Source organism: Micromonospora sp. AMSO1212t (assembly GCF_008868145.1).
Classification (GTDB): Bacteria; Actinomycetota; Actinomycetes; order Mycobacteriales; family Micromonosporaceae; genus Micromonospora; species Micromonospora tulbaghiae.
This window is the reverse complement of the sequence record NZ_WBKS01000062.1, coordinates 1-24,453: the sequence shown is the minus strand read 5'-3', so window position 1 is coordinate 24,453 and position 24,453 is coordinate 1. Positions and strand designations below refer to the sequence as shown.

The 24,453-nt window shown below is 75.7% G+C and carries 21 protein-coding genes; 11 read left to right on the top strand and 10 right to left on the bottom strand.

Going from position 1 to position 24,453, the window contains the following annotated elements:
- Positions 1 to 22: 22 nt before the first annotated feature.
- Genes F8279_RS17150 through F8279_RS17140 form a run of 3 tightly spaced genes read left to right on the top strand, consistent with a single transcriptional unit; the run spans position 23 to position 5,627 of the window.
- The gene (locus tag F8279_RS17150) at positions 23 to 2,431 is read left to right on the top strand and encodes a beta-glucosidase (protein WP_091426949.1); all 2,409 of its coding nucleotides are present in this window, start codon (positions 23 to 25) and stop codon (positions 2,429 to 2,431) included.
- Entirely contained in the window at positions 2,428 to 3,453 is a 1,026-nt protein-coding gene (locus F8279_RS17145) for a LacI family DNA-binding transcriptional regulator (RefSeq protein ID WP_091426950.1), read from the top strand. The genes F8279_RS17150 and F8279_RS17145 overlap by 4 nt, the downstream gene beginning before the upstream one ends.
- Positions 3,450 to 5,627, top strand: coding sequence for a glycoside hydrolase N-terminal domain-containing protein (locus F8279_RS17140; protein ID WP_151500469.1), 2,178 nt, complete (start codon positions 3,450 to 3,452; stop codon positions 5,625 to 5,627). Before F8279_RS17145 ends, F8279_RS17140 begins: the two co-directional genes overlap by 4 nt.
- Here F8279_RS17140 and F8279_RS17135 read toward each other — a convergent pair.
- The 4 genes from F8279_RS17135 to F8279_RS17120 all read right to left on the bottom strand — a co-directional run bounded on the left by F8279_RS17135 (position 5,624) and on the right by F8279_RS17120 (position 9,012).
- Positions 5,624 to 6,133 (bottom strand): NUDIX domain-containing protein, encoded by a 510-nt coding sequence (locus tag F8279_RS17135; protein ID WP_151500468.1) that lies wholly within the window; start codon positions 6,131 to 6,133, stop codon positions 5,624 to 5,626. The genes F8279_RS17140 and F8279_RS17135 overlap by 4 nt on opposite strands.
- Positions 6,134 to 6,143: 10 nt before the next feature.
- The gene (locus F8279_RS17130) at positions 6,144 to 6,986 is read right to left on the bottom strand and encodes an SDR family oxidoreductase (protein ID WP_151500467.1); all 843 of its coding nucleotides are present in this window, start codon (positions 6,984 to 6,986) and stop codon (positions 6,144 to 6,146) included.
- Positions 6,983 to 8,290 carry an NAD(P)/FAD-dependent oxidoreductase gene (locus tag F8279_RS17125; RefSeq protein ID WP_091426953.1) on the bottom strand — a complete coding sequence of 436 codons (1,308 nt, stop codon included), beginning with the start codon at positions 8,288 to 8,290 and terminating at the stop codon, positions 6,983 to 6,985. Before F8279_RS17125 ends, F8279_RS17130 begins: the two co-directional genes overlap by 4 nt.
- A 71-nt stretch (positions 8,291 to 8,361) precedes the next feature.
- Positions 8,362 to 9,012, bottom strand: a complete 651-nt coding sequence (locus F8279_RS17120; protein ID WP_091427087.1) for a TetR/AcrR family transcriptional regulator — start codon at positions 9,010 to 9,012, stop codon at positions 8,362 to 8,364.
- A gap of 79 nt (positions 9,013 to 9,091) precedes the next feature.
- Here F8279_RS17120 and F8279_RS17115 point away from each other — a divergent pair, with 79 nt between their 5' ends.
- The 3 genes from F8279_RS17115 to F8279_RS17105 are packed head-to-tail and all read left to right on the top strand — an operon-like array spanning position 9,092 to position 12,280.
- Positions 9,092 to 10,444, top strand: coding sequence for an MFS transporter (locus tag F8279_RS17115; protein WP_151500466.1), 1,353 nt, complete (start codon positions 9,092 to 9,094; stop codon positions 10,442 to 10,444).
- Positions 10,445 to 10,456: 12 nt separating this feature from the next.
- Positions 10,457 to 11,629: a hypothetical protein gene (locus F8279_RS17110; RefSeq protein ID WP_091426955.1), complete on the top strand. Its 1,173-nt coding sequence runs from the start codon at positions 10,457 to 10,459 to the stop codon at positions 11,627 to 11,629.
- A gap of 60 nt (positions 11,630 to 11,689) precedes the next feature.
- Positions 11,690 to 12,280 (top strand): pyridoxamine 5'-phosphate oxidase family protein, encoded by a 591-nt coding sequence (locus F8279_RS17105; protein ID WP_091426956.1) that lies wholly within the window; start codon positions 11,690 to 11,692, stop codon positions 12,278 to 12,280.
- 6 nt (positions 12,281 to 12,286) lie between these two features.
- Here F8279_RS17105 and F8279_RS17100 read toward each other — a convergent pair whose 3' ends face one another.
- Both F8279_RS17100 and F8279_RS30630 read right to left on the bottom strand, forming a co-directional pair.
- A complete protein-coding gene (locus F8279_RS17100; RefSeq protein WP_225853308.1) occupies positions 12,287 to 13,633 on the bottom strand; it encodes a peptide MFS transporter in 1,347 nt (448 codons plus the stop codon).
- Positions 13,621 to 13,767 carry a hypothetical protein gene (locus F8279_RS30630; RefSeq protein ID WP_225853307.1) on the bottom strand — a complete coding sequence of 49 codons (147 nt, stop codon included), beginning with the start codon at positions 13,765 to 13,767 and terminating at the stop codon, positions 13,621 to 13,623. Before F8279_RS30630 ends, F8279_RS17100 begins: the two co-directional genes overlap by 13 nt.
- Before the next feature lie 225 nt (positions 13,768 to 13,992).
- Here F8279_RS30630 and F8279_RS17095 point away from each other — a divergent pair, with 225 nt between their 5' ends.
- Positions 13,993 to 14,334, top strand: coding sequence for an RNA polymerase-binding protein RbpA (locus F8279_RS17095; protein ID WP_007070998.1), 342 nt, complete (start codon positions 13,993 to 13,995; stop codon positions 14,332 to 14,334).
- Between the two features lie 63 nt (positions 14,335 to 14,397).
- On the opposite strand, the gene F8279_RS17090 is transcribed toward F8279_RS17095, so the two are convergent.
- Genes F8279_RS17090 through lnt form a run of 3 tightly spaced genes read right to left on the bottom strand, consistent with a single transcriptional unit; the run spans position 14,398 to position 17,386 of the window.
- Entirely contained in the window at positions 14,398 to 14,919 is a 522-nt protein-coding gene (locus F8279_RS17090) for an FxsA family protein (RefSeq protein WP_091426957.1), read from the bottom strand.
- A gap of 53 nt (positions 14,920 to 14,972) precedes the next feature.
- Complete coding sequence (locus tag F8279_RS17085) at positions 14,973 to 15,764, bottom strand: polyprenol monophosphomannose synthase (protein ID WP_151500465.1); 792 nt, start codon at positions 15,762 to 15,764, stop codon at positions 14,973 to 14,975.
- Positions 15,765 to 15,790: 26 nt separating this feature from the next.
- The gene (lnt, locus tag F8279_RS17080; RefSeq protein WP_225853310.1) at positions 15,791 to 17,386 is read right to left on the bottom strand and encodes an apolipoprotein N-acyltransferase; all 1,596 of its coding nucleotides are present in this window, start codon (positions 17,384 to 17,386) and stop codon (positions 15,791 to 15,793) included.
- A 120-nt stretch (positions 17,387 to 17,506) separates the two neighbouring features.
- On the opposite strand from lnt, the gene F8279_RS17075 reads away from it, so the two are divergent.
- The 4 genes from F8279_RS17075 (at position 17,507) to F8279_RS17060 (ending at position 23,807) form a co-directional block, all read left to right on the top strand.
- Positions 17,507 to 18,823, top strand: a complete 1,317-nt coding sequence (locus F8279_RS17075; RefSeq protein WP_091426960.1) for a low temperature requirement protein A — start codon at positions 17,507 to 17,509, stop codon at positions 18,821 to 18,823.
- A 51-nt stretch (positions 18,824 to 18,874) separates the two neighbouring features.
- A complete protein-coding gene (locus tag F8279_RS17070) occupies positions 18,875 to 21,985 on the top strand; it encodes a BTAD domain-containing putative transcriptional regulator (protein ID WP_151500463.1) in 3,111 nt (1,036 codons plus the stop codon).
- Positions 21,986 to 22,053: 68 nt separating this feature from the next.
- Positions 22,054 to 23,028: an ATP-binding cassette domain-containing protein gene (locus tag F8279_RS17065; RefSeq protein WP_151500462.1), complete on the top strand. Its 975-nt coding sequence runs from the start codon at positions 22,054 to 22,056 to the stop codon at positions 23,026 to 23,028.
- Positions 23,025 to 23,807, top strand: a complete 783-nt coding sequence (locus F8279_RS17060; protein WP_151500461.1) for an ABC transporter permease — start codon at positions 23,025 to 23,027, stop codon at positions 23,805 to 23,807. Before F8279_RS17065 ends, F8279_RS17060 begins: the two co-directional genes overlap by 4 nt.
- Positions 23,808 to 24,241: 434 nt before the next feature.
- Here F8279_RS17060 and F8279_RS17055 read toward each other — a convergent pair.
- The coding region (locus F8279_RS17055; protein ID WP_192580715.1) for a glutamate mutase L at positions 24,242 to 24,453 on the bottom strand (212 nt) is incomplete at its 5' end.

Below are 24,453 nucleotides of genomic sequence, written 5' to 3'. Positions count from 1 at the left end.
ACGCCGACCGGAGGCGCCCACCATGACCGACCCCGTCCCCCATCGTCTGGACGACCTGCTGGCCCGGCTCACGCTGCCGGAGAAACTCGGCCTGCTGCACCAGTGGCAGGCGCCGGTGCCCCGGCTCGGCCTGCGCGCGTTCCGCACCGGCACCGAGGCGCTGCACGGCGTCGCGTGGCTCGGCACCGCCACCGTCTTCCCGCAGGCGATCGGCTTGGCCGCGAGCTGGAACCCGGACCTGATCCGGGCGGTGGGGGCCGCCGTCGGCGACGAGGTACGCGTCAAGCACCGGGCCGACCCGGACCGCGTCGGCCTCAACGTGTGGGCGCCGGTGGTCAACCCGCTGCGCGACCCCCGGTGGGGACGCAACGAGGAGGGCTGGTCCGAGGACCCGTGGCTGACCGGCGAGTTGGCCACCGCGTACGCGCTCGGGTTGCGCGGCGACCACCCGATCCGGCTGCGGACCGCGCCGACGCTCAAGCACTTCCTCGGCTACAACAACGAGACCGACCGGGCCACCACCTCCAGCGACCTGCCGCCCCGGATGCTGCGCGAGTACGAGCTGCCGGCCTTCCGCGCCCCGCTGGCGGCCGGCGCAGCCGTGGCGGTGATGGCGTCGTACAACCTGGTCGACGGCGTGCCGGCGCACCTGAGCCCGCTCATCGAGGGTGAGCTGCGCGGCTACGCCGACGACGAGATCATGGTGGTCGGCGACGCCGGGGCGGTCGGCAACATCGCCGGCGTGCAGGGACACCTGCCCGACCACGTGGCCGGCTTCGCCGCCGCGCTGCGCGCCGGCATCGACAGCTTCACCGAGGACGACGAGGACAGCACCCCCACCGTGGAGCGGCTCACGGAGGCGCTGGCCCGCGGCCTCGTCGACGTCTCCCACGTGGACCGGGCGGTGCGGCGGATCCTGTCCGTCCGGTCGCGGCTGGGCGACCTGAACCCCGATCCCCACGACGACGTGCCGCCCCACACGCTCGACAGCCTCGCCCACCGGGAACTCGCCCGCGAGGCCGCCCGCCAGTCGGTGGTGCTGCTGCGCAACGACGGCCTGCTGCCGCTGCGCCCCAGCACCCGCGTCGCGGTGCTCGGCCCGCTCGCCGACACGGTGCTCACCGACTGGTACAGCGGCACCCCGCCGTACACGATCAGCGCGTACGCCGGGCTGCTCGGGCGCCTGCCCGAGGTGACCACCCATCCCGGCGCGGACCGGATCACCCTGCACGTCGGCGACCGGGCGGTACGCCACGACGGCGACGGCCCGCTGGCGCTCGGCGACAGCCCGGCCGAGTTCGACGTGGTCGACTGGGGGCGCGACGTGGTGGCGCTGCGCGCCGTGGACACCGGCCGGTACGTCGGCGCCGACGACACCGGGGCCCTCGTGGCAGACCGCGACGGACCAGGCGGCTGGGTGGTACGCGAGACGTTCCGCCTGCACCACCGACCCCACGGCACCGCGCTGCTGCACCACCTGGCCACCGGCCGGCACGTCGGCGTCGCACCGGACGGGCGGCTGAGCGTCGCCACCGGCGACCCGGCCGTGTTCGCAGTGACGCTGCTCGTGGACGGGGCGGCCGAGGCCGCCGCGCTGGCGGCCGCCGCCGACGTGGCGGTGGTGGTGCTCGGCAACCACCCGATGGTCAACGGCCGGGAGACCGAGGACCGGGCCGACCTGGCCCTGCCGACCGGCCAGGCGGAGCTGCTGCGGGCCGTGCACGCCGCGAACCCGCGTACCGTGCTGGCGCTGACGAGCAGCTACCCGTACGCGGCCGGCTGGGCGCAGGAGCACCTGCCGGCGGTGCTGTGGAGCGCCCACGGTGGACAGGAACACGGCAACGGGCTGGCCGACGTGCTGCTCGGCGCCGCCGACCCGGGCGGGCGGCTCACCCAGACCTGGTACGCCGACGCCGCCGAACTGCCCGACCTGCTCGACTACGACGTCATCGGCGCCGACGCCACCTACCTCTACCACCGGGGCGAGCCGCTGTACCCGTTCGGGCACGGGCTCAGCTACGCCGAGTTCGACTACGCTGACCTCCGGTTGAGCACCGCCACGGCGCGCGCCGGCGAGGAGGTGGAGGTGAGCGTCGAGGTCACCAACACGGGTCGCCGCCCGGGCACCGAGGTCGTGCAGCTCTACACCCGGCAGCGGCGCTCGCGGGTCAAGCAGCCGCTGCGGCAGTTGCGGGACTTCGCCCGCGTCACGCTCGACCCGGGCTGCGCCGCCCGGGTGACGATGCGCCTGCGTACCGCCGAACTGGCCTGGTGGGACGAGACCCGCGCCGCGATGGTGGTGGAGGACGCCGTCCACTCGGTGCTGGTCGGCCGGTCCGCGCGGGACATCCGGCTCGCCGGCGCGCTCACCGTCACCGGCGGCGACGCGACAGCCGAACCGGCGGGCACCAGCTTCGGGACGGCCCGGTGAGCGGCCGGACCCCTGGCGAGCAGGTCACCATCGCCGACGTGGCCCGCCACGCCGGGGTGGCGGCCAGCACCGTGTCGTACGTGCTCAGCGGCAAACGCACCATCTCGGCCACCACCCGCAGCCGGGTGCTCGCCAGCGTCCGCGCGCTCGGCTACCACCCGCACGCCGGGGCCCGCGCGCTCGCCAGCCGCAAGGCCAACGTGATCGCCCTGGTGCTGCCGCTGCGTACCGGCATGCAGGTGCCAGTGGTGATGCGCTTCGCCACCGCGGTGGTCACCACCGCCCGCCGCCACGACCACGACGTGCTGCTGGTCACCGCCGACGAGGGACCGGCCGGGCTGCACCGCATCGCCGGCAGCGCGCTCGTCGACGGCGTGCTGCTGATGGACGTGGAGCTGGAGGACTCCCGGGTACCGCTGCTGCGCGAGCTGGCGCTACCCGGCGTCCTGATCGGGCACCCCGCCGACAGCACCGGACTGGCCTGCGTCGACCTCGACTTCCGGCGCGCCGGGGAGCTGTGCGTGGAACACCTGGCCGCCGCCGGGCACCGGCGGGTCGCGCTGCTCGGCGCGCCCGCCGCGGTCTACGACCGGGGCACCGGGTTCGCCCACCGCACCCGCGCCGGGGTACGCGCCGCCGCCGGGCGGCTCGGCGTCGACGCGGTGACCCGGCCCTGCGAGGAAGGGCCGGCGGCGGTACGCCACGACCTGGAGGCGCTGCTCGCCGACCACCCGGACGTCACCGGGCTGGTGGTGCAGAACGAGTCGGCGGTCGGCCCGGTGCTCGCCACGCTGCCGCTGCTGGGCCGCCGGGTGCCCCGCGACGTGTCGGTCGTCGCGATCTGCCCGGACGAGCTGGCCGAACAGTCAGGGCTCACCTGCGTACCGGTGCCCGCAGAGGAGGTCGGCCGGCAGGCGGTGGCGTTGCTGATGCGGCGGTTGAACGGCGAGCCGGTGCCGGAGGTGACACTGCTGGAACCGCACCTGACCGTGCGGGACACCAGCGGCGGGACCGGCCGGTGACGGCGCACCGCATCCACGACACCGCACCGGCCGACGACTGGACCGACGCGTTCCTCACCGGCAACGGCGAGCTGGGCCTGATGGTCCACGGGCGGCCGCACGCGGAGCGGATCGTGGTGAACCACCACCGGCTCGTCCTGCCCAACGGCACCCGGCACGCCCGCGCGCCCGAGCTGGCCGGCCGGATGCCGTACATCCGCGCCCTGGTGCTCGCCGGACGGCGGGCCGAGGCCGCCCGGCTGCTCACCGGCGGCCGGGAGCTGGAGTGGACCCAGTCGTTCCACCCCGGGTTCGCGCTCACCGTCGACGCACCGCCCGGACCGGTCTCCGGCTACCGGCGCGACACCGACTTCGCCACGGGCGAGGTGACTGTCGAGTGGTCGGGCGGGCGGCGGCGCTGCTTCGCCTCCCGCGCCGGCGCCGTGGCGGTGATCCACCTCGACCAGGGCGACTGCGTCGTCGGGGTGACGGGTGAGCTGCCCGGCAAACCGGCCGACGTGGTGTACGGGCAGGCCGCGTACCGCCGCGACGGGCTGGTGTTCCTGCGAATACGCGCCCGCTACCCGGAACGCGGCGGGGCGTACGGGTTCGAAGGGCTGACGCTGCTGCGCGGCGACGCGAGCGTCGACGGCGACCGGGTACGGGTACGCGGACCGGCGCTGCTCACCACGCTCGTCGACCGGCCCGAGAAGCCGCCCTGGCGTACCCGGGCCTCGGAACGGCGGCTCGCCGCGCTCGCCGGGAACTACGACACGCTGCTGGCCCGGCACGTGCCCCGCCATCGCGGCCCGTACACCCGGGTCGGCCTGGACCTCGGCGTGCCCGCCGCCGACCGGGCGCTGCCTGTCGGTGAGCTGCTGGCCCGGCAGGCCGCCGCGCCGGATCGGCTGGACCCGGCGCTGCTGGAACGGCTGTTCCACTCCGGCCGGTACCTGCTGTTCAGCGCCAGCGGCGTGCTGCCGCCCCGGCTGACCGGGCTGTGGCTGGGCTCGTGGGACGCCGCGTGGGCCGGCGACTTCACCACCGACGCGAACCTGAACCTCCAGCTCGCGGGCGCGAACGTGGGCGCGTTGCCGGAAGTGACAGCGGCGCACGCCCGGCTGGTCGCCGCGCAGGTGGACCACTGGCGCGCCAACGCCCGCGCGGTGTACGGGGCACGCGGGCTGCTGGCGCCCAGCCGCACCGACGGCGAGCACGGGCACCTGTTCCACGTCCACCCGGAGTGGCCGTTCACCGCGTGGCTCGCCGGCGCGGACTGGCTGCTGCACCCGCTGCACGAACACCACCTGGTCACCGGTGAGCCGCTGGGCGAGGTGGCCGGCTGGCTGGCCGAGGTGGCGGACTTCTTCGCCGACGTGCTGACCGTCGTGGACGGACGTCCCGCGCTGCTGCCGTCGTACTCGCCGGAGACCGGCCCGTACGACGACACCGGCCGGACCTCTCCGGTCGCGGTCAACGCCACCATGGACGTCGCCGCGGCCCGGCACGCGCTGCGGCTGGCCGCCGAGGTGACAGGCGCCGACCGGTGGGCCGGGGTACGGCCGCCCGGCTACCTGGTGGACCGGCGCGGTGCGCTCGCCGAGTGGGCGTGGCCCGGCAGCACCGGCGACGAGGACCACAGGCACGTCAGTCACCTGTATCCGGTGTGGCCGCTGGACGAGATCGACCCGGACGACACCCCGGAGCTGGCCGCCGCCGCGCACCGGGCGCTGACGCTGCGCGGCGACGAGAACCAGTCGGCGCACGGCAGCCTGCACCGGGCGCTGGCGGCGGCCCGGCTGCGCGACGGCGAGCTGGTCGCGGCGAACCTGCGCAGGATCCTCGGCGCGGACATGTTCTTCCGGTCGCTGATGAGCGCGCACAACCCGGGCCGGACCACGTACAACGCCGACGCCGCGCACGCGCTGCCGGCGGTGCTGATCGAGTCGCTGGTGCAGTCGCGCCCGGGCACGTTGCGGCTGCTGCCCGCGCCGCTGCCCGGCCTGCCCGCCGGGACGCTGCGCGGCATCACCTGCCGGGGCCGGGTCACCGTCGAGGAGCTGACCTGGGCGCCGGGCCGGGTGGGGGCGCGGCTGGTGTCGCCGGTGGCGCAGCGCGTGGTCGTGCACGCGCCGGGCGGCCACCGTGCGGTGGAGCTGACCCCGGACCGGCCGTACGAGGTGGCGTTCCGCTAGAGGTTGTCGGGCCGGTTCAGCGCCGGGTGACTCTCCCCCGGCACGACGTACCAGGGCGGGGCGTCGTCGGTGAGCGCGGTGGAGATCCGCAGCCGCGCCCAGTCGTCCAGGTCCGGCAGCGCGTCCGGAGCGAACCAGGCCGCCGCCAGCGACTCGTCGCCGTCCGCCGTCGGCGCCCCGCCGATCGCCCGGCAACGGAACCAGACGTTGAGGTATTCGCAGGCGTCGCCGTTGGGGTAGACCACCGGATGGGTGGCGACACCTGCCAGCCGGTCGACCGTCACCGCCACGCCCGTCTCCTCGCGGACCTCGCGCACCAGCGCGTCGGCGGGCTGCTCGCCCGGGTCCACGGTGCCCGCCGGGACCGACCATCGGCCGTTGTCGCCCCGGCGGGCCAGCAGCACCCGCCCCGCGTCGTCGGTCACCACGCCGCTGACGCCGTACAACATCAGCAGGTCGTGGCCGACGTGGCGGCGCAGCCGGGCGATGTAGGGCGAGACGGCCATGGCGAGCAGGCTACCGGCGGGCCTGCCGGTGCCGCCGGACCATGCCCTCGGCCAGCGCCGCACCGTCCAGGTCACCGGCGGCCAGCCGCCCGGCGACGGTACGGCGCACCATCCGGTCGGCGAGCGCCGGAGCGTGCCGGGCCAGCGCCATCTCGATCCGGCCGCGCCGGGTGGTGGCCACGTCCCGTGGGGCGCGCCGGGCGGTGGCGGCGCGCAGGATCGCGGCCACCACCCCCTCGACCGGCTCCGGCCGCGACACCCCGCTCAGCGACAGCCCGGCCGCCACCGTGCTGTCGTGGATCGGGGAGGCGACCATGCTGGGGTAGACGACGCTGACGCCGACGTGCGTGCCGACCTCGTGGCGCAGCGCGTCGGCGTACGCGACGAGCGCCCGCTTGCTGACCCCGTAGGCGGCGGCGAGCGGCAGCGGCAGCACGGCCATCCGGCTGGCCACGAAGATCACCCGGCCGCGGGCCGCCTCCAGGGCCGGCATCGCGGCGGCTGTGGTCCGCCAGGCGGCGAGCAGGTTCACCTCGATCTGGCGGCGTACCACCTCGTCCGGCGGCAGCTCGGCGGGCGCGGGGCCGCCCACACCGGCGTTGTTGATCAGCAAGTCCAGCCCGCCGAGCCGGTCGACGGCGGCGGCCACCGCCGGTGGCGTCGCGGCCGGGTCGGTCAGGTCGACGCCGAACACCGGCGGTGTGGCGTCGGCGTCGGCGTGCAGGTCCAGCCCGACCACGCGCGCGCCCGCCGCGGTGAGCGCCGCGCCCAGGTGCTGCCCGAACGTGCCCCGGGCGCCGGTGACCAGCACCCGCCGCCCGGCCAGCGCGCTGCTACGGCCCGGCGCGCTCATCGTGCCGCTCCGGCCCGGCGCCGCCCGGTGGCCAGCTCGCGGCCCAGCTCGGCCAGGTAGACGTCGAAGTCCACGCGCATGTGCGGGCGGCGCTGCCCCCACCGGGCGGTGGCGGCGCGCAGCTCCTCGCGGCAGGCGGCGGCCTGCCGGGCCGCGTCCGGTGGCGCCCAGGTGCCGGCCAGCCGCGCGGCCACCAGCCGGGCCTGCGCCTCGACCAGGGGGAACGCCGCGCCGGTGGACTGCATGAGCCCGACGAACGCCAGCCCGGGCGCGTCCAGGTGGAACACGTGCCGGTACAGCGGCAGCCGGTCCGCGCCGTCGCCGACCAGCGCCGGGTCGAGGAACGGCATCTCGACCCGGTAGCCGGTGCACCACACGACCAGGTCGACCTCGTCGGCGCGGCCGTCGGTGAACTCGACCCGGTCGCCGTCGAAGCGGGCGATGCCGGGCCGGGCCTGGATGTCGCCGTGGGTGAGCCGGGACAGCAGCGCGTCGGACAGCGTCGGGTGGTCCTGGAGGAAGCCGTGCGCCGGCGCGGGCAGCCCGTACCGGCTGGGCGGCCCGACGGCGGTGGTGATCATGGTCTGGCTGATCCGCTGCCGCAGCCGCCAGGGCAGCCGGCGGGCGAGCGCGCCGTTGAGCGTGTCCGACGGGCGGCCCAGCAGGTACTTGGGCACCACCCACACGCCGCGGCGCAGCGACAGCAGCGTGCGCGCGGCGGCGTACGAGGCGTCGACGGCGATGTCCATGGCCGAGTTGCCGCCGCCGACCACGAGCACCCGCCGCCCGGCGAGCTGCTCCGGTCCCCGGTAGTCGTGGCTGTGCATCTGCTCGGCCGTGCACTCGCCCGGGTACGGCTCGGGCCGCTTCGGCACCCGGTTGTGCCCGTTGGCGACCACCACCGCCTCGACGTCGACCTCGACCGGGCCGTCCGGGCCGGTGGCGCGCACCCGCCAGCCGTCACCGGTGCGGGTGACCCGCTCGACGGTGTGCCGCAGCCGTACCGCCTCGCGCAGCCCGAACCGGTCGGCGTAGTCGCCGAGGTAGCCGGCGACGCGGGTGTGGTCGGGGTAGTCGGGCCAGTCGGCCGGCATCGGGTGGTCGGCGAACTCGGTGCGCCCCTTGCTGGTGTTCAGGTGCAGCGTGCGGTACGCGGGCGAGCCGGGTGCGCCGTACACCCAGAGGCCGCCGAGCGTGTCGGCCGCCTCGAACGCGATCGCCGGGACACCGGCGTCGGCGAGCGCCTTGAGTGTGGCCAGTCCGGCGGCTCCGGCGCCGACGACGGCGACCCTCGGTACGGCCATGCCCGCCTCCTTAATCCAACGACCGATGGATAATCGCCCGGAGCGGAGGCCGGCGTCAAGGCCGGTGCCGGTCAGGCGTCCGGCGGGCCGCCCCGGTACAGCGCGTCGAGGAACCGGTGCACGAACGCCCGGAACTCCCGCCGCTCCCGCGCGCCCGAGCCGGCCCCGGCGGCCAGCGCCACCACGTGCCCGTGCACCGCCCAGACCAGGGAACGCACCGTCACGTGCGGGGTCGGCTCGGTCAGCGCGCCGGCCCCGGCTGCGGCCACCAGCAGTTCCTCGACCAGCCCGTACAGCGGCGCGGCGTAGCGACGGTCCAGCTCACCGTGCCGCTGCGGCTCCAGCCAGCGGCGCAGCCACAGCGCTGTCGTCTCCGGCCGGTCCTCCAGGAAGTCGACGAACACGTCCACCAGGTCGTGCAGCGCCCGCAGCGCGTCGGGCGACCCGGCCGACAGGGCCGCCCGGGCGCGTTCCCCGGCGGCCTCGATGACCTCCCGCTCGGCGCTGAACACGCGGGCGAAGCAGGCGTCGTAGAGCTGCGCCTTGGTGCCGGTGTGGTGCACGACGGTGGCCGCGTCCACGCCCGCCGCGGCGGCGACGTCGCGCACGCTGACCGCGTCGAAGCCCCGTTCGGCGAACAACGCGGTGGCGGCGGCGAGCACCAGGTCACGGGTCGGCCGCTGGTCGTCGCGGCGGGGCCGGCCCGGCCGGCGGCGAGGCATGGTCATCCGGCCATTGTTCCCCCTACAATCCAGCAACCGTTGGATTGGGGGCGGCGTGCCCCGAGGACAGGAGACCGCCATGACCGGGCTGGATCAGCGCTCCGACGCGGTCACCCTGCCGCGCGGCCCGCTCGTCGGGTTCGCCACCGGCTCGCTCGGCATGGGCGTCTGGGTCACAGTGCCCGGGCTGCTGCTGCTCTACTTCCTGACCGACGTGCTGGCGGTCGCGCCGTGGCTGGCGGGGCTCACCCTGCTGCTGCCGAAGATCGCCGACGTGCTGCTGCACCCGTGGATCGGGCACCGCTGCGACGTCGAGCAGGCCCGCCGGGGCCACCGCCGCCGGCTGCTGCTGGCCGGGTGCGTGCTGCCACTGGCGTTCGCCGCGCTGTTCGCGGTGCCCGGCGACCTCACCGGCGCCGCCGCGGCGGGCTGGGTGGCGGTGTTCTTCGTCGCCGGCAACCTGCTGTTCGCCGCGTACCAGGTGCCCTACCTGGCGACCCCGGCGGACCTGCGGATCGGCTACCACGAGCGGACCCGGCTGATGGCGTTCCGGATGGTGGTGCTGACGCTCGGCATCCTGGTCTCCGGGCTGCTCGCACCGCTGCTGGCCGGCGGCGACGACGCCACCCGCGACGGCTACCTGCGGATGGGCGTGCTACTGGCGGCCGGCATGCTCGCCGCGATGCTCGTCGGCGTCGCCGGGATCGGCCGGTTGCGCCGTACCGCCGCCGACACGGTCCCGCCGCACGGCCCGGGCGGGTGGCGGGCGCTGGCGGCCAGCCTGCGCGACCGGCAGTTCCGCTGGCTGGTCGGCGCGTACCTGGCCATGTCCACCACCACCCACCTGGTGCTGGCCGGTGTGCCCTACTACGCCGAGTACGAGCTGGGCCGCCCCGGGCTCACCACCGTGCTGGTGGCCGCGTTCGTCGCACCCGCGCTGCTCGTCACGCCGGGCTGGCTGGCGGTGGCGCGGCGGATCGGCAAGCAACGTGCCCTGCTCGCCGGGCAGGCCGCGTTCGCCGCCGGGTCGCTCGTGCTCGCCGTCGGCCGTCCGGCCGGGCTGCCCGTGCTGGTCGCCGCCGTGGCGGTGCTCGGGGTGGCGTTCGCCGGCATGCAACTGCTGCCGTTCTCGATGCTGCCCGACGTGATCCGCGCGGCCGGCGGCACCGAGCGGGCCGGCACGTACACCGGGGTGTGGACCGCCACCGAGGCCACCGGCGCGGCGCTGGGCCCCTACGCGTACGCGCTGTGCCTGGCCGCCGGCGGGTTCGTGGCCTCGACCGCCGGGCAGACCGTGACCCAGTCCCCGGCCGCGCTCGACGCGCTGCGCTACGGCTTCGGGCTGCTGCCCGCCGCCGTGATGGTGATCGCGGTGCTGCTGCAACGCCGCTACACCCTCGACGGCGCGGCCCGGGCCGACGCCGCCGGATAGACTTCGCGCCCGATGGACGCCGAGCCCGCCACCGACATCCGACCCTGCGCCCACTGCGGACGCGACGTGCCGCAACGCGCCGGCGCGGGCCGCCCGTTCCGCTACTGCCGGGACAACGACGGCGCCTGCCAGCGGGCCGCCCGCAACTCGCGGATGCGTCACCGCAACTCCCCCGGCCTGCCCGGTCAGGTGGCGCGCACCTGGGAGGCCGTGGACCGGCTCGACCAGATCGTGGAGACGCTCACCGAGGCGCTGCACGCCGAGCTGTCCCCGGCCGGTGTGGAACGGCAGCTCGCCGAGCTGCGCGCGGAGACGTCCGCGCAGGTCGCGGCGGCGCACGCCGAACGCGACGAGGCCCGCCGCGAGGCCGAGGACGCCACCGCGGCGGCTGCTCGCGAGCGGCAGCAGGCCCGCGCCGCGTACGCCGAACGCGACGCCGCCGCCGACCGCGCCGAGCGGGCGGAGGCCACCGCGTCCGCCGCGGCCGAACGGGCCGCCGCAGCAGAGGACGCCCGGGACGCGGCCCGCGCCGAGGCGGGCGCGGCGCAGGCGCTGCGGGTGCAGGCCGAACGCGACCGCGACGCGGCCCGGCACGAACTGCGCACGGTACGCACCGAACGCGACGCCGAACGCCGCCGGGCGGCCGAGCTGACCGCCGAACGGGACGCCGCCCGCGCCGACGCCGAACGGGCCACCCGCTCCGCCACCGAGGCCCTGGACCGGGCCGAACAGTCCCGCGCCGAGGCGCAGGCAACCCAGGCCCGGGCCGCCGAGGCGGAGCGTTCCGCCCGTGCCGCGACCGAGCGGGCCGACACCCAGGCCGCCTCCGCGCAGCAGGCCCGGGCCGAGCGGGACCGGGCCGACGCGGCACGCGCCGACGCCGAGGCGGCACTGGAACGCGTCCGCGCCGAGGCTGCCGCCTCCGTCGAACGGGCCCGCGCGGACGTGGCCGCCGCGGTGGAGCAGGCTGCCGCCCGTACCGCCGAGCGGGACGCACTGGCCGCGGAGCTGGCCGAGGCGCGGCGGGCCGCGAGCGCCGCCGAGGCCCGGGCGGCCGAGCTGGCCGCGCGCACGGCCGTGATCGAGGCGGACCGGGACGCCGCGCAGCGCCGCGCCGGGCAGCTCGCCGACCAGGTCAGCGATCTGGCCACGGCGCTGGCGCGGCTGGGCACGCGGACCGGCTGAGGCGGCCACGGGCTGGGAACGGGGCAGCGCCACACCCCGGCCGGGGGCGAGGATCGGGGCATGGGAAAGACATACGAGCGCATCGACGGCCGGCTGCGGGACTTCATCGAGGCGCAGCCGATGTTCTTCGTCGCCACCGCCCCGCTGTCCGGTGACGGCACCGTCAACCTCTCCCCGAAAGGGCTGCGCGGCTGCCTGGCGGTGCTCGACGAACGCACTGTGGCGTACCTCGACTTCGCCGGCAGCAACGCCGAGACCATCGCCCACCTGCGGGAGAACGGCCGCATCACGCTGATGTGGTGCGCGTTCACGGGCCCGCCCAACATCGTGCGGGTGCACGGGCGCGGCGAGCCGGTGTTCCGCGACGATCCGCGCTGGGCCGGTCTGCTGGCCCACTTCCCCGACATCGACCCCGGTCCGCACGGGCTGCGCGCGGTCATCGTGGCGCACGCCGAGCTGATCCGCGACACCTGCGGATACGCGGTGCCGTTCATGACCTACGACGCCGACCGGGACCTGCACGAACGCCGGTTCGCCCGGGAGGACGACGCGTCGCTGAGCGCGTACTTCGCGGGCAAGGACCACGTCGCCACCAGCCTCGACGGGCTGCCCGGCCTGCCGTTGCCGCTGCCGCCCACCCCGGCGGTGTGAGCGCGGTCAGTGGATGCCGGCCATCAGCTGCCGGATCTGGCGGGTGAACATCACCGCGGCCAGGCCCAGCACCACCGAGGCCAGCCCGAAGGTCAGGAAGTACACCGGCTGGGACCAGGTGTCGGCCAGCCGGGCCACCTGGCCGCCGATGGCGTCGCCGACGGCGGTGGCGAGGAACCACAGGCCCAGCATCTGGCTGGCGTACTTGACCGGGGCGAGTTTCGTGGTGGCCGACAGGCCGACCGGGCTCAGTGACAGCTCGCCGGCGACCTGGATCGCGTACACCGCGACCAGCCACAGCGGTGAGACCAGGTCGCCGCCGACGGCTGCCCGCGCGGCGGCGGCCATCAGCACGAACGACAGACCGTTGAGCACCAGGCCGACGGCGAACTTCGTGGGCGTGGACACCCGGTGCCCGAGTTTGAGCCACAGCGCGGCGGCCAGCGGCGCGCCGATGATGATGAGGATCGGGTTCACCGACTGCAACCAGGACGCCGGGAACGTGAACCCGCCCACCGAGCGGTCGGTCCGGTCGGCGGCGAAGATGTTCAGCACCGACCCGGCCTGGTCATAGATGAGCCAGAACGAGGCGGCGAACAGGAACAGCCACACGTACGCCTTCATCCGGCTGCGTTCGGTGCCGCTGATCTCCCGGTCGGTGAGGATCCGCGCGAAGTAGCCGACCGTGACCAGCACCGTCACCACGGTCAGCAGGTTGACCACCGTGTCGACGGTGAACCAGCCGGACACCAGCAGCACCAGCAGGACGGCGAGCACCACGACACTGGCCACGCCGATTCGGGTCAGCGCGCGCCGCCGGTCGGCGCCGAGCAGCGGGTCCGCCGGGCGGGCGCCCGCGTCACCGAGGTTGCGGCGGCCCAGCACGTACTGGAGCACGCCGAAGGTCATGCCGACCGCGGCGGCGCCGAACCCCAGATGCCAGTTGATCTTCTCGCCGAGGAAGCCGGTGATCAGCGGCGCGATGAACGCGCCCAGGTTGATGCCCATGTAGAAGATGGAGAATCCGGCGTCACGGCGCGGGGAGTCCCGCTCGTACAGGTCACCGACCATGGTGGAGATGTTCGGTTTGAGCAGGCCGGTGCCGAGCACGATCAGCGCCATGCCGGCGAACACGCTCCACCCGGTGGGGATCGCCATCACGTAGTGACCGGCGGCGATCACCACGCCGCCCCACAGCACGCTGCGCCGCGCGCCGATCAGCCGGTCGGCGACCCAGCCGCCGGGCAGCGCCATCAGGTAGACCATGGCGTTGTAGGTGCCGTACACGGCGTTGGCGCTGGACTCGCCGAGGTCCAGCCCGCCGTCGGCGACCGCGGCCGTCAGGTACAGCACGAGGATCGCCCCATGCCGTAGAAGCTGAACCGCTCCCACATCTCGGTGAGGAAGAGCGTGGACAGCGCACGGGGATGACCGAAGAAGGTCTTCCCGGCGGGTGGCCGGGCCCCGACCGGCGCGTCACTGCTCATCGTCACCTCCGGCACGCAAACAGGTGGGTAACATCCCCGTTGACAGGCGAAACACTCCACCGATTCGGCCCGGCCGGGGACGACCCCGCCGGGCAGCTGTCATGGCCGGTTACCCTTGACACTCCCGACCCGCGTACGGCCCTGCCGCCGTGGGCCGGGGAATGGGCGAGCGGTGACCGGTCGTTACACCTGAAGACCAGCACCACGAACGAGGGGAAGTCGATCATGGGCGAGCGCATGCTGCGCGGTAGCCGGCTGGGCGCGGTCAGCTACGAATCCGACCGCAACACGGAGCTCGCGCCGCGCCAGACCCGCGAGTACCTCTGCGCCAAGGGCCACCAGTTCGAGGTGCCGTTCGCCGTCGACGCCGAGGTCCCGACGACCTGGGAGTGCAAGTTCGACGGCAGCGTCGCCCGCCTGGTCGACGGCACCGAGCCGGAGCAGAAGAAGGCCAAGCCGCCGCGTACCCACTGGGACATGCTGCTGGAGCGGCGTTCGATCGCCGAGCTGGAGGACATCCTCGCCGAGCGGCTCCAGGAGGTCCGGACCCGCCGCGGTCGTGCCTGACCGTCCGTAGGACGCCGAAACGCCCCCGGGATCACCCGGGGGCGTTTCGCTGTCTCCACCGCCTCAGCGGTCGACGATCTCGCCCTCGATGGCCTTGCCCGGGTCGGTGACCGGCTGCGGCGCCGGGGCCGGCGAGGGCTCCGGGGCCGGCTGCGGCGCACCCCGGTACACGCGCACCCGGCGCGGCCCGAACAGGTCACCGGCGACCATCGACGACACCCGTCGTTCGGTGGCCCGGCGCACCCCGCCACCGGCCAGCCGGCGCAGCGGCGGCACCAGCAACAGCAGGCCCACCACGCCGCTGACCAGGCCCGGCAGCGCCAGCATCAGCGCACCCAGCAGCCCGACCAGCCCGTCGGTCACCTCGGGGCCCGGCGGACGGCCCGCCTGGGCGGCGGCCCGGAAACTCCGCCACGCCCGCATGCCCTCCCGGCGCAGCAGGACCAGACCCAGCAGGGACGCCCCGAACACCAGCAGCACCGCCGCGCCGAACCCGACGGCCCGGCCGACCAGCACGAAAACGGTCAGCTCCAGCAGCGCGAGCAGCAGCAGGGCCGGTGGTACGTACTTCAGTCCTCGGCGCATCTCACCTCATCAGCCCGGGGTCATCACGCCCCTCAAGCATGACACGCCCTCGCTCAAGGCCAGCGCGCGAGCGCGTCCGGGCGGGCGGACGCGGTCGCCAGGCGGTCCCGCACCCCCCAGCGGGTGACCCGCCACAGCGCCTCGGCCACGATCAGCGGGCTCATCTTGCTGTCGCCGTGTTCCCGCTCGGCGAACGTGATCGGCACCTCCACGATCCGCACCCCGGCGCGGTGCGCCAGCCGCGACAGCTCCACCTGGAACGCGTACCCCTGGGAACGCACCGAGCCCAGGTCGATCGCGTCCAGCGCGCTGGACCGGTACACCCGGTAGCCGCCGGTGGCGTCGCTGACCGGCATGCCCAGCGCCAGCCGCGCGTACAGGTTGCCCACCCGCGACAGCAGCAGCCGCCGCCACGGCCAGTTCAGCACCCGCGCGCCGCGGGTCCACCGGGAGCCGATCACCACGTCGGCGTCGCGGGCGGCGTGCAGCAGCGCCGGCAGGTCCTCCGGGGCGTGCGAGCCGTCGGCGTCCATCTCCACCACGGCGTCGTAGCCGCGGGTGCGGGCCCAGGCGAAACCGGCCAGGTAGGCCGCGCCGAGCCCTTCCTTGCCCTCCCGGTGCAGCACGTGCACCCGCGGGTCGTTCCCGGCGAGGGTGTCGGCGATCGCGCCGGTGCCGTCGGGGCTGTTGTCGTCGGCGACGAGCACGTCCACCGCCGGCGCCGCCGCGCGTACCCGGGCGACGATGCGCCCGACGTTGTCGGCCTCGTTGTAGGTGGGGATGACCACCAGGACCCGCCCCACCCCGCGATGGCCGACCGTCCGCCTGTCGGCTGCCACGCCCACCGTCGCACCGCCTCCCGCTCGTCGGCTCAGCCGGGAGCGACCTCCCGGCGGCGGCGCAGCACGGCCGCGCCGGCCAGGGCCGCGACCGCCAGCGCCGTCAGCGCCACCTCCGGCCACACCCCGGCCGTGGTCGCCGGGGTACGCCCGTCGCCGAGTTCCATCTGCCGCACCACCACCGCGGCGGTGTTGAACCCGGTCGCACCGTCTACCCGCCCGTCCGGGGAAACGAACCCGGACACCCCGACCGTGGAGGCCATCAACGCGGCCCGGCCGTGCTCCACCGCCCGCAGCCGCACCATGGCCATCTGCTGACGGGCCTCGGCCACGTCGAACGTCGCGTTGTTCGTCTGCACCACCAGCAGCTGCGCGCCGCCGGTGACGGTGTCCCGGACGATGCCGTCGTAGGCCACCTCGAAGCAGATCACGTCGCCGAGGACCGCCGGGCCGGCGTCCAGCACGCCGGGACGGTCACCGGGTACGAAATCGGAACGGACCCGGTCGACCTGGGAGCTGATCTTGCGGGCGACGGAGCGCAGCGGCACGTACTCGGCGAACGGCACCGGATGCCGTTTCGTGTACACCTGGTCGAGGTCCGCGCCGGTGCCCGGCCGCCACAGCAGCCCCGCGTTGCGCACCTGCCCCTGACCGGGCCCGACCAGCACCGCGCCGACCAGGATCGGCGCGCCGATCGCGTCGGCGGCCTGGGAGATCCGCTCCCCCGCGCCCGGGTTGCGCAGCGGGTCGATGTCGCTGGAGTTCTCCGGCCACACCACCACGTCGGGCCGCGCCTGGCCGCCCTCGGCGACCCGCCGCGCCAGGTCCAGCGTCGCGTCGACGTGGTTGTTCAGCACCGCCTGCCGCTGCGCGTTGAAGTCCAGCCCGAGACGGGGCACGTTGCCCTGCACGATCGCGACGGTGACGGTGTCGCCCGCGCCGCGTACCCCGGTCGGCACGGCCGTGCCCGCGGCGAGCAGCGCCACCAGCGCGGCGGTCAGCCCGGCGACGGGCCGCCACTGCCCGGGCGTACGCCGCCAGTCCCGCCACGCGGCGGTCACCAGCAGCCCGCCGGCGACCGCGACGGCGAACGTGACCAGCGGGGCGCCGCCGAGCGCGGCGAGCTTCAGCAGCGGCGACGTGTCCTGGCTGAACGCCAGCCGCCCCCACGGGAACCCGCCGAACGGGGCGCGGTCACGCAGCGCCTCCTGCCCCACCCACAGCACGCCGGTGAGCAGCGGCCACGCCGTCCGGTGCCGGTCCGCAAGCGGCGACACCCACGCGGTGGCGGCGCCCAGCAGCGCCAGAAAGGCGGCCTGGAGCAGCGACAGCAGCGCCCACGGCAGGTAGCCGGTGTGCAGGTTCGTCCACTCCAGCAGCGGCGCGAACAACGCCAGCCCGGTCAGGAAGCCCAGCCCGGCGCCGGCGCGCAGCCGCCGCCGGTGCACGGCGGCGGCCAGCAGCGCCACGCCGACCGGCGCCAGCGGCCACCACCCGTACGGCGGGAACGCCAGCAGCAGCGCCACCCCGGCGAGCACGGCGGCCGGCACGGCCAGCGTCAGCGGCAGGGGACGCGCGCCGCCGTCACCGGGTGCCCCGTCGGTGGCACGCGGCTGTTCCCGGTCCAGCGTCGTCACCGGCTTCTCCCCTCGATCACGGGCCGAAGGCTACCCGCCCGTACCGGTCGTCGGCCCGGACCCCTGCGCCACCGATCGGACAACTGCGCCCGGCGGGCGGAGCCCGCTGCCATGCTCGGCAGCATGAGCGCTGAGCGGGGACGGGGCCGCATCCTGCCGACCGCGCCCGGCTCCCGCGTCACCCGGGTCGAGTTGTTCTACGACCTCGTGTTCGTGTTCGCGTTCCTGAACGTCACCAACGTGCTCTCCGAAACCCTGAGCGGCAGGTCGTTGCTGGCCGGGCTGTTGCTGCTGTTGCTGCTGTGGTGGTGCTGGGTGTCCTTCGCCGCCGTGGGCAATGTCGTCCGTACCGACCAGGGCGTGATGCCGCTCGTCGGCGCGGTGACGGTGGCGGCCCTGTTCGTTCTGACCCTGGCCATGCCGGCGGCGTTCGCCGACGGGCCGGCGCAGCGGCAGTCCGGACCGCCCGCCGCGGTTCTGTTCGCCTGCTGCTACCTCGTCATCCGGGCGGCCCAGGTGCTGGTGTTCCTCAGCCGCAGCAGCCACCGCGGACGGACCGCCGTGCGCCTCGGCCTGCCGCCGCTGACCAGCGTGGCGTTGATTCTCGCCACCGCGGCCCTGCCCGAGTCGCCCCAGCAGACCTGGGTGGCGTGGCTGCCGCTGGCGCTGTGGCTGGCCGCGCTCTGCATCGAGTACACCTCCGGGGGCCTCGCCCCCAGCGCCGGGCTGACAGTCGTGTCCGCCGCCCACTGGGCGGAGCGGTACGCCCTGATCCTGCTCATCGCGCTCGGCGAGTCGATCATTTCGCTCGGGCTGGGGCCGAAGCTGAGCGCCGGCTTGCCGGCCACGTGGCCGGTGATCGTGGCGTCGGTGCTCGGCATCACCATCATCGCGGCGCTGTGGTGGCTGTACTTCGACAGCCTGGCGCCCGCGCTGGAGCAGCGCCTGCATCGCACCCGCGACGTGCGCGCACGGGCAGCGCTCGCCCGCGACGCCTACGCCTACCTGCACCTGCCGCTGATCACCGGGATCATCCTGTTCGCCCTCGGCCTCAAGCGTTACCTCACCGCCATCTCCCACCCGCGCGGTGATCCCTGGCGGGAACACGCCGCCGCTCTGGACAACCGGGTGCTGTTCGCCGGACTGGTCATCTACATGCTGGGGCTGCTGGCGCTGGGGGTGCGCGCGACGCACCGCGTTTCGGCGGTACCCACCGCCGTGACGGCCGCGATGGCTGTGGGACTGCCGTGGGCCGGCCGGCTGCCTGCGGTGGCCGCGCTGGCGATCCTGGCGGTGGCCAGCGTCTCGGTGGTCCTGCTGGGCCTGCGGTCGGCCGACCCGTGGCGCAGTCAGGTGCGCCGGACCGCGTTGGACGAGCAGGTCGCCGCCGAACAGGAGCAGTCCGAATGGCGCCGGCACCACCTGTGACCCGCGGGTGGGGAGTGTGGGCGTCACCGGCGACAGGCGACAATCGGGCGCATGCGGTTTGGTGTGCTGGGCGCGACCCAGGCGTACGCGGCCGACGGCAGCGTGCTGCCCGTCGCCGGCGGGCGGCTGCGCGCGCTGCTGGTGCTGCTGCTGCTCGACGCCGACCGCACCGTGGCGCCGCAGCGCCTCGTCGACGGCGTGTACGGCGACCGGCCGCCCGAGCAGGCCGCGAACGCGCTGCAGTCGCAGGTGTCGCGGCTGCGGCGGCTGCTGCCGGACGCGCACATCGAGTTCGGTCCGGCCGGCTACCGGCTGGCCGTCGACCCGCAGCGGGTGGACGTGCACCGGTTCACCGGCCTGGCGGCGGCCGGGCGGGCGGCGCTGGCCGCCGGTGATCCGGACCGCGCGGCGGCGCTGCTGCGCGACGCGCTCGGCCTGTGGCGCGGCGAACCCCTCGCGGACGTGACGGGCGCGCCGTTCGCCGACGCCGAGGCGGCCCGGCTGCGGGAGGCGCGGCTGGCCGCGGTCGAGGACCGGGTCGAGGCGGAGCTGTCGCTCGCGGCGGCCGGCGTGCCGCTGATCGCCGAGCTGCGGGACCTGGTGGCGGCGCATCCGCTGCGGGAACGGCTGCACGGTCTGCTGATGCGTGCCCTGCACGGCGCCGGCCGCCGCGCCGAGGCCCTCGCCGTCTACGCCGACGCCCGGCGGGTGCTGGCCGAGGAACTGGGCACCGACCCGTCGGCGGAGCTGGTCGCGCTGCACACGGCGCTGCTGCGCGACGACGCCGCGCCGGCCGCGCGGCTGCCCAGCCCGCTCACCAGTTTCGTCGGCCGGGAACCGGAACTGCGGCGGGTCCACGACCTGCTCGGCGCGGCGCGGCTGGTCACGCTGCACGGCCCGGGCGGCGCCGGCAAGACCCGGCTGGCCACCACCGTCGCGTCCGGCCACGACGGGCCGGTGTGCCTGGTGGAACTGGCCGCTGTGACACCCGGGGCGCCGGTCGCGCCGGCGGTGCTGGCCGCGCTGGACCTGCGCGACGCCGGCCTGCGCACACCCGGCGGCCCGGCCGACCTGACCGACCGGCTGGTCGCGGCGCTGGCCGACCGGCGGCTGCTGCTGGTGCTGGACAACTGCGAGCACGTGGTCGACGACGCGGCCCGGCTGACCGGTCGGCTGCTCGCCGCCGCGCCCGGCCTGCGGGTGCTCGCCACCAGCCGGGAGCCGCTGGGGCTCACCGGCGAGGCGCTGTGCCCGGTCGGCGGGCTGCCCGCCCCGGACGGGCCGGCCGCGCCGGAGGCGGCAGCCGCGTACCCGGCGGTGCGGCTGTTCACCGACCGGGCCGCCGACGTGTCTCCCGGGTTCACCCTCGACGCCGCCACCACCCCGGCGGTGCTGCGGATCTGCCGCACCCTCGACGGGCTGCCGCTGGCTCTGGAGCTGGCGGCGGCGCGGCTGCGGGCCCTGCCGGTGACGCAGGTCGCGGCGCGTCTGGACGACCGGTTCCGGCTGCTGCGCCGCGGTGACCGCACCGCGGCGCCCCGGCACCGCACGCTGGAGGCGGTCGTGGGGTGGAGCTGGGACCTGCTCGACGCCCCGGAGCGGCGGCTGGCCGCCCGGATGAGCGTGTTCGCCGGCGCCGCCGACCTGGCCGCGGTGCATGCCGTGTGCGCGCCGGACGCCGGTGACGTCGTGGACGTGCTCACCGGCCTGGTGGACAAGTCGCTGGTGGAGGCCACCGGCGGGCGGTACCGGATGCTGGAGACGATCCGCGAGTTCGCGGCGGCCCGGCTGGCCGAGCACGGCGAGGACGGGCGGGTGCGGGACGCGCACGCCGCGTACTTCCTGGATCTGGCGCTGGCCGGCGACGCGGGCCTGCGCGGCGTCGGCCAGGACCGGTGGCTGCGCCGCCTGGACGCCGCGCGCGACGACCTGCACGCGGCGCTGCGCCACGCGGACACCGGCACCGGGTTGCGGCTGGTCGCGGCGCTGGCGTTCTACTGGTGGCTGCGGGGCCTGCGCGGGGAGGGCGCGGCGCTGGCCCGGCGGCTGGTCGACCGGCTCGACGGCCCGCCCGGCGACCTGGCCGAGGAGTACGCGCTGGGCCTGCTGGTCGCCACGCTCGCCGGCGGCGGTGACCGCAGCGAGGTGGACACCGCGTCGCGGATCCTGTGGACCCTGGCCCGGCCGCCCCGGCATCCGTTCCTGCTGTACCTGTCCGGCATGGCCAGCGGCCCCCCGTCACCACAGGACGCGGCGGCGCTGCACGAGCAGGCCGTCCAGGACCGGCTGCTCGGCACCGACCCGTGGAGCCGGGCGCTGGGCCTGCTGGGCACGGCGATGGTCAGCCTGCTGCACGGCCGTCACGAGCAGGCCCGCGCCGAGCTGGACGCCGCGCTGGCCGGCTTCCGGGCCCTCGAAGACCGCTGGGGCATGATCGTGACGCTGTCCACCCGCGCCGAGGCCGCCTACCGCACCGGTGACGTCGCGTCGGCGGCCGCACCGATGGCGGAGGCGCTGGACCTGGCCGAACAGCTCGGCTCCACCCTGGACCTGGCGGAGCTGCTGCGTACCCGCGCCGACGGGCGGCTGGTCGCCGGTGACCTGGCCGGCGCGGCCGAGGACTACCGGCGGGTGCGGCGCATCGCCGGGCCGGCCGGCGCGCCGGAGCTGGTCGCCGCCGCGGATCTGGGGCTCGGCGAGATCGCCCGCCGCGACGGCGACCCGCAGCGGGCGCGGGCGCTGTGCGAACGGGCGGTCGCGGAATGCCCGTCGGGCTGGTTCGGCGCCGAGGTAGTGCGGCTGGCGGCGCTGGTGACGCTCGGGCAGCTCGCCGACGCCGCCGGCGACCCGGCTGAGGCCCGCGCCCACTACCGGCAGGTCCTCTCCGCCGACGCCGGGGTGTGGGACGCGCCGGTGGTGGCCGCGGCGGCCGACGGGCTGGCCGGTCCGCTGCTGCGCGACGGCGACCACGAGGCGGCGGCCCGCCTGCTGGGCGCGGCGGCGGCGCTGCTGGCCGGCACCGGCGCGGCCGACGCCCCGGCCGGCACACCGACCGCCGCAACGCTGCGGGAACGCCTGGGCGAGGCGGCGTTCGCCACCGCGTACGCTGGAGGCGCGAACCTGCCCCGGCAGCGGGCGCTGGCGCTGCTCGACGGCCGCTGACCGGCGCGGCGCCGCCCGGTGCGCGCGCCGTACGCGCCCGGTCAGCGACGCCGGTGACGCTGACACCCATGACCGACGACACGACGGCCGTGCTGGCCGACGGGATACGAAAAACCTACGGCCGCACCACCGCACTGGACGGCTTCGACCTGGCCGTGCCGGCCGGCACCGTGTACGGGGTGCTGGGCCCCAACGGGGCGGGCAAGACCACAGCGGTGCGGATCCTCACCACGCTGCTGCGGTTCGACGCCGGCCGGGCCAGGGTGGCCGGGTACGACGTCGCCACCGACCCGGACCGGGTCCGCGCCGCGATCAGCCTGACCGGCCAGTACGCGGCCGTCGACGAGGTGCTCAGCGGGCGGCAGAACCTGGTGCTGTTCGGCCGGCTGCGCCGCCTGTCCGCGCGCCGGGCCCGCCACCGGGCCGAGGAACTGCTGGACCGGTTCGGCCTGACCGAGGCGGCCGACCGGTCGGCCGGCACCTACTCCGGTGGGATGCGCCGCCGCCTGGACCTGGCGGCCAGCCTGGTGGTGCCGCCGCGGGTGCTGTTCCTCGACGAGCCGACCACCGGCCTGGACCCGCGCAGCCGCAACGGCCTGTGGACGGCGGTGCGGGAACTGGTCGACGACGGCACCACGGTGCTGCTGACCACCCAGTACCTGCAGGAGGCCGACCACCTCGCCGACCGGGTCTGCGTCATCGACACCGGCCGGGTCGTGGCCGAGGGCACCCCGGAGCATCTGAAGGCCCGCATCGGCGCGGACCGGCTGGAACTGGTGGTCGCCGACGCGACGGACCTGCCCGCCGCGGCCACTGTGGTGGAACGGGCCACCGGCGCGGCCGCGACTGTGGACGCCGAGCTGCGGCGCGTGGACGCGCCGGTCGCCGACCGGATCGCGGTGCTCACCGCCGTGCTGCGGGCCCTCGACGACGCCGGGATCGCCGTGGAGGACGTCCTGGTCCGCCGGCCCACGCTCGACGAGGCGTTCCTGCGGCTCACCGGCGCCCACGCCGACGCGCAGCGGGTGGGGGTGGCGTCGTGAGGGCGCTGACCGACGGATGGCTGATGGCCGGGCGGAACATGCGGCACGTGGTCCGCGCACCGGAGGAGATCATCCTCTACTTCACCCTGCCGATCATGTTCGTGCTGGTGTTCGGCTACGTGTTCGGCAGCGGCATGACCGTGCCGGGCCAGGGCAGCTACCGGGAGTTCCTGCTGCCCGGCGTGTTCGTCATGACGATGCTCTACGGCCTCGGCGCGACCGCGTCGGCGATCGCGGTCGACGCCGGCCGGGGCGTGGTGGACCGGTTCCGGTCACTGCCGATGGCCCGCTCGGCGCTGCTGTCCGGCCGCGCCGGCGCCGACCTGGTACGGGCGTGCCTGGAGATGACCACGCTGGTGGTGTGCGGGCTGCTGGTCGGCTGGCAGTGGCGCGAGGGCATCGGCCCGGCACTGACGGCGGTGGCGCTGATCCTGCTGCTGCGCGTCGCGATGACCTGGGTGGGCATCCTGTTCGGGCTGCTCGTGCCGAACCCGGACACGGTCGCGGTGGTGGTGTTCCCGCTGGCGTTCCCGCTGACCGCCCTGTCCAACGTGTTCGTCGCGCCGGAGCTGATGCCGGACTGGCTGGGCGCGATCGCCGCGTGGAACCCGCTGTCAGCGACCGTGGCGGCGGCCCGGGACCTGTTCGGCAACCCGGGCCTGGGCGGGGACTCGTGGCCGGCCCGGCACGCGCTGGAACTGGCGATCGCCTGGCCGCTGGCGCTGATCGCGGTGGCCGCCCCGGCGGCGGTGCGCAGCTACCGGCGGCTGGGCCGCTGAGAGGGCTCGGCCGCTGACACGGGGAACATCGGGGGGATGAAATCGGGGCGCGGCCGAAGCCGCGCCCCGATGCTCCCAGGCCCTTCCCGGCCGGTGGGGCGAAGACGATCGACGCCGACCTTCGGACCGACCCGACGTGGACTGGCTGCCCCCGCCTGGCCGTTGTCTACTGGCCGTGCCTCTCACCCTGCCCGTACACCGGTAACCGCGACCGGTTCGCGCCGCCCCGCCGACCCCCGCCCGCTGGACCTGGCCGCCGCAACCTTCCGGTCGCTCGGCCAGCGGACGAAGGGACGAAGCGAACAACAGCCGCTTCCCGTGGTAGGACTCAAAGACGGTACGGCGTAGACCCCCGCCGCTGTCAACCCACCCGGGCCTGTCGTGTGTTGCGACACGGCGTGTCGCGTCGGCGCGTCTCGATTCCTGAGCCTGCTTCAGGCACCGAGGTGGTGCCGCAGCATCGCCGCCGCCGCACCCGGATGGTCGTCGGCGAGCAGCCCCGCGGCGGCCAGCACGTAGTCCACGTCGACGACCGGCCGGGCCGACCGCGGCAACGCCCACCCACCGGCGTGATCGGTCAGCACCGCGTCGAGCACCGCCGCCGCGTCGCCCGGCTCGGCGTGCCGCAGCACCCCACCGGAGCCGA

What these genes read in the sequence shown, in the direction of transcription:
- F8279_RS17090 (WP_091426957.1), bottom strand. Translation starts at nt 14,919, where the DNA reads ATGCGCCGAGGACTGAAGTACGTACCACCGGCCCTGCTGCTGCTCGCG.
- F8279_RS17130 (WP_151500467.1), bottom strand. Translation starts at nt 6,986, where the DNA reads ATGAGCGCGCCGGGCCGTAGCAGCGCGCTGGCCGGGCGGCGGGTGCTG.
- F8279_RS17095 (WP_007070998.1), top strand. Translation starts at nt 13,993, where the DNA reads ATGGGCGAGCGCATGCTGCGCGGTAGCCGGCTGGGCGCGGTCAGCTAC.
- F8279_RS17135 (WP_151500468.1), bottom strand. Translation starts at nt 6,133, where the DNA reads ATGGCCGTCTCGCCCTACATCGCCCGGCTGCGCCGCCACGTCGGCCAC.
- F8279_RS17075 (WP_091426960.1), top strand. Translation starts at nt 17,507, where the DNA reads ATGCTCGGCAGCATGAGCGCTGAGCGGGGACGGGGCCGCATCCTGCCG.
- F8279_RS17115 (WP_151500466.1), top strand. Translation starts at nt 9,092, where the DNA reads ATGACCGGGCTGGATCAGCGCTCCGACGCGGTCACCCTGCCGCGCGGC.
- F8279_RS17125 (WP_091426953.1), bottom strand. Translation starts at nt 8,290, where the DNA reads ATGGCCGTACCGAGGGTCGCCGTCGTCGGCGCCGGAGCCGCCGGACTG.
- F8279_RS17105 (WP_091426956.1), top strand. Translation starts at nt 11,690, where the DNA reads ATGGGAAAGACATACGAGCGCATCGACGGCCGGCTGCGGGACTTCATC.
- F8279_RS17070 (WP_151500463.1), top strand. Translation starts at nt 18,875, where the DNA reads ATGCGGTTTGGTGTGCTGGGCGCGACCCAGGCGTACGCGGCCGACGGC.
- F8279_RS17120 (WP_091427087.1), bottom strand. Translation starts at nt 9,012, where the DNA reads ATGCCTCGCCGCCGGCCGGGCCGGCCCCGCCGCGACGACCAGCGGCCG.
- F8279_RS17065 (WP_151500462.1), top strand. Translation starts at nt 22,054, where the DNA reads ATGACCGACGACACGACGGCCGTGCTGGCCGACGGGATACGAAAAACC.
- F8279_RS30630 (WP_225853307.1), bottom strand. Translation starts at nt 13,767, where the DNA reads ATGAGCAGTGACGCGCCGGTCGGGGCCCGGCCACCCGCCGGGAAGACC.
- F8279_RS17150 (WP_091426949.1), top strand. Translation starts at nt 23, where the DNA reads ATGACCGACCCCGTCCCCCATCGTCTGGACGACCTGCTGGCCCGGCTC.
- F8279_RS17110 (WP_091426955.1), top strand. Translation starts at nt 10,457, where the DNA reads ATGGACGCCGAGCCCGCCACCGACATCCGACCCTGCGCCCACTGCGGA.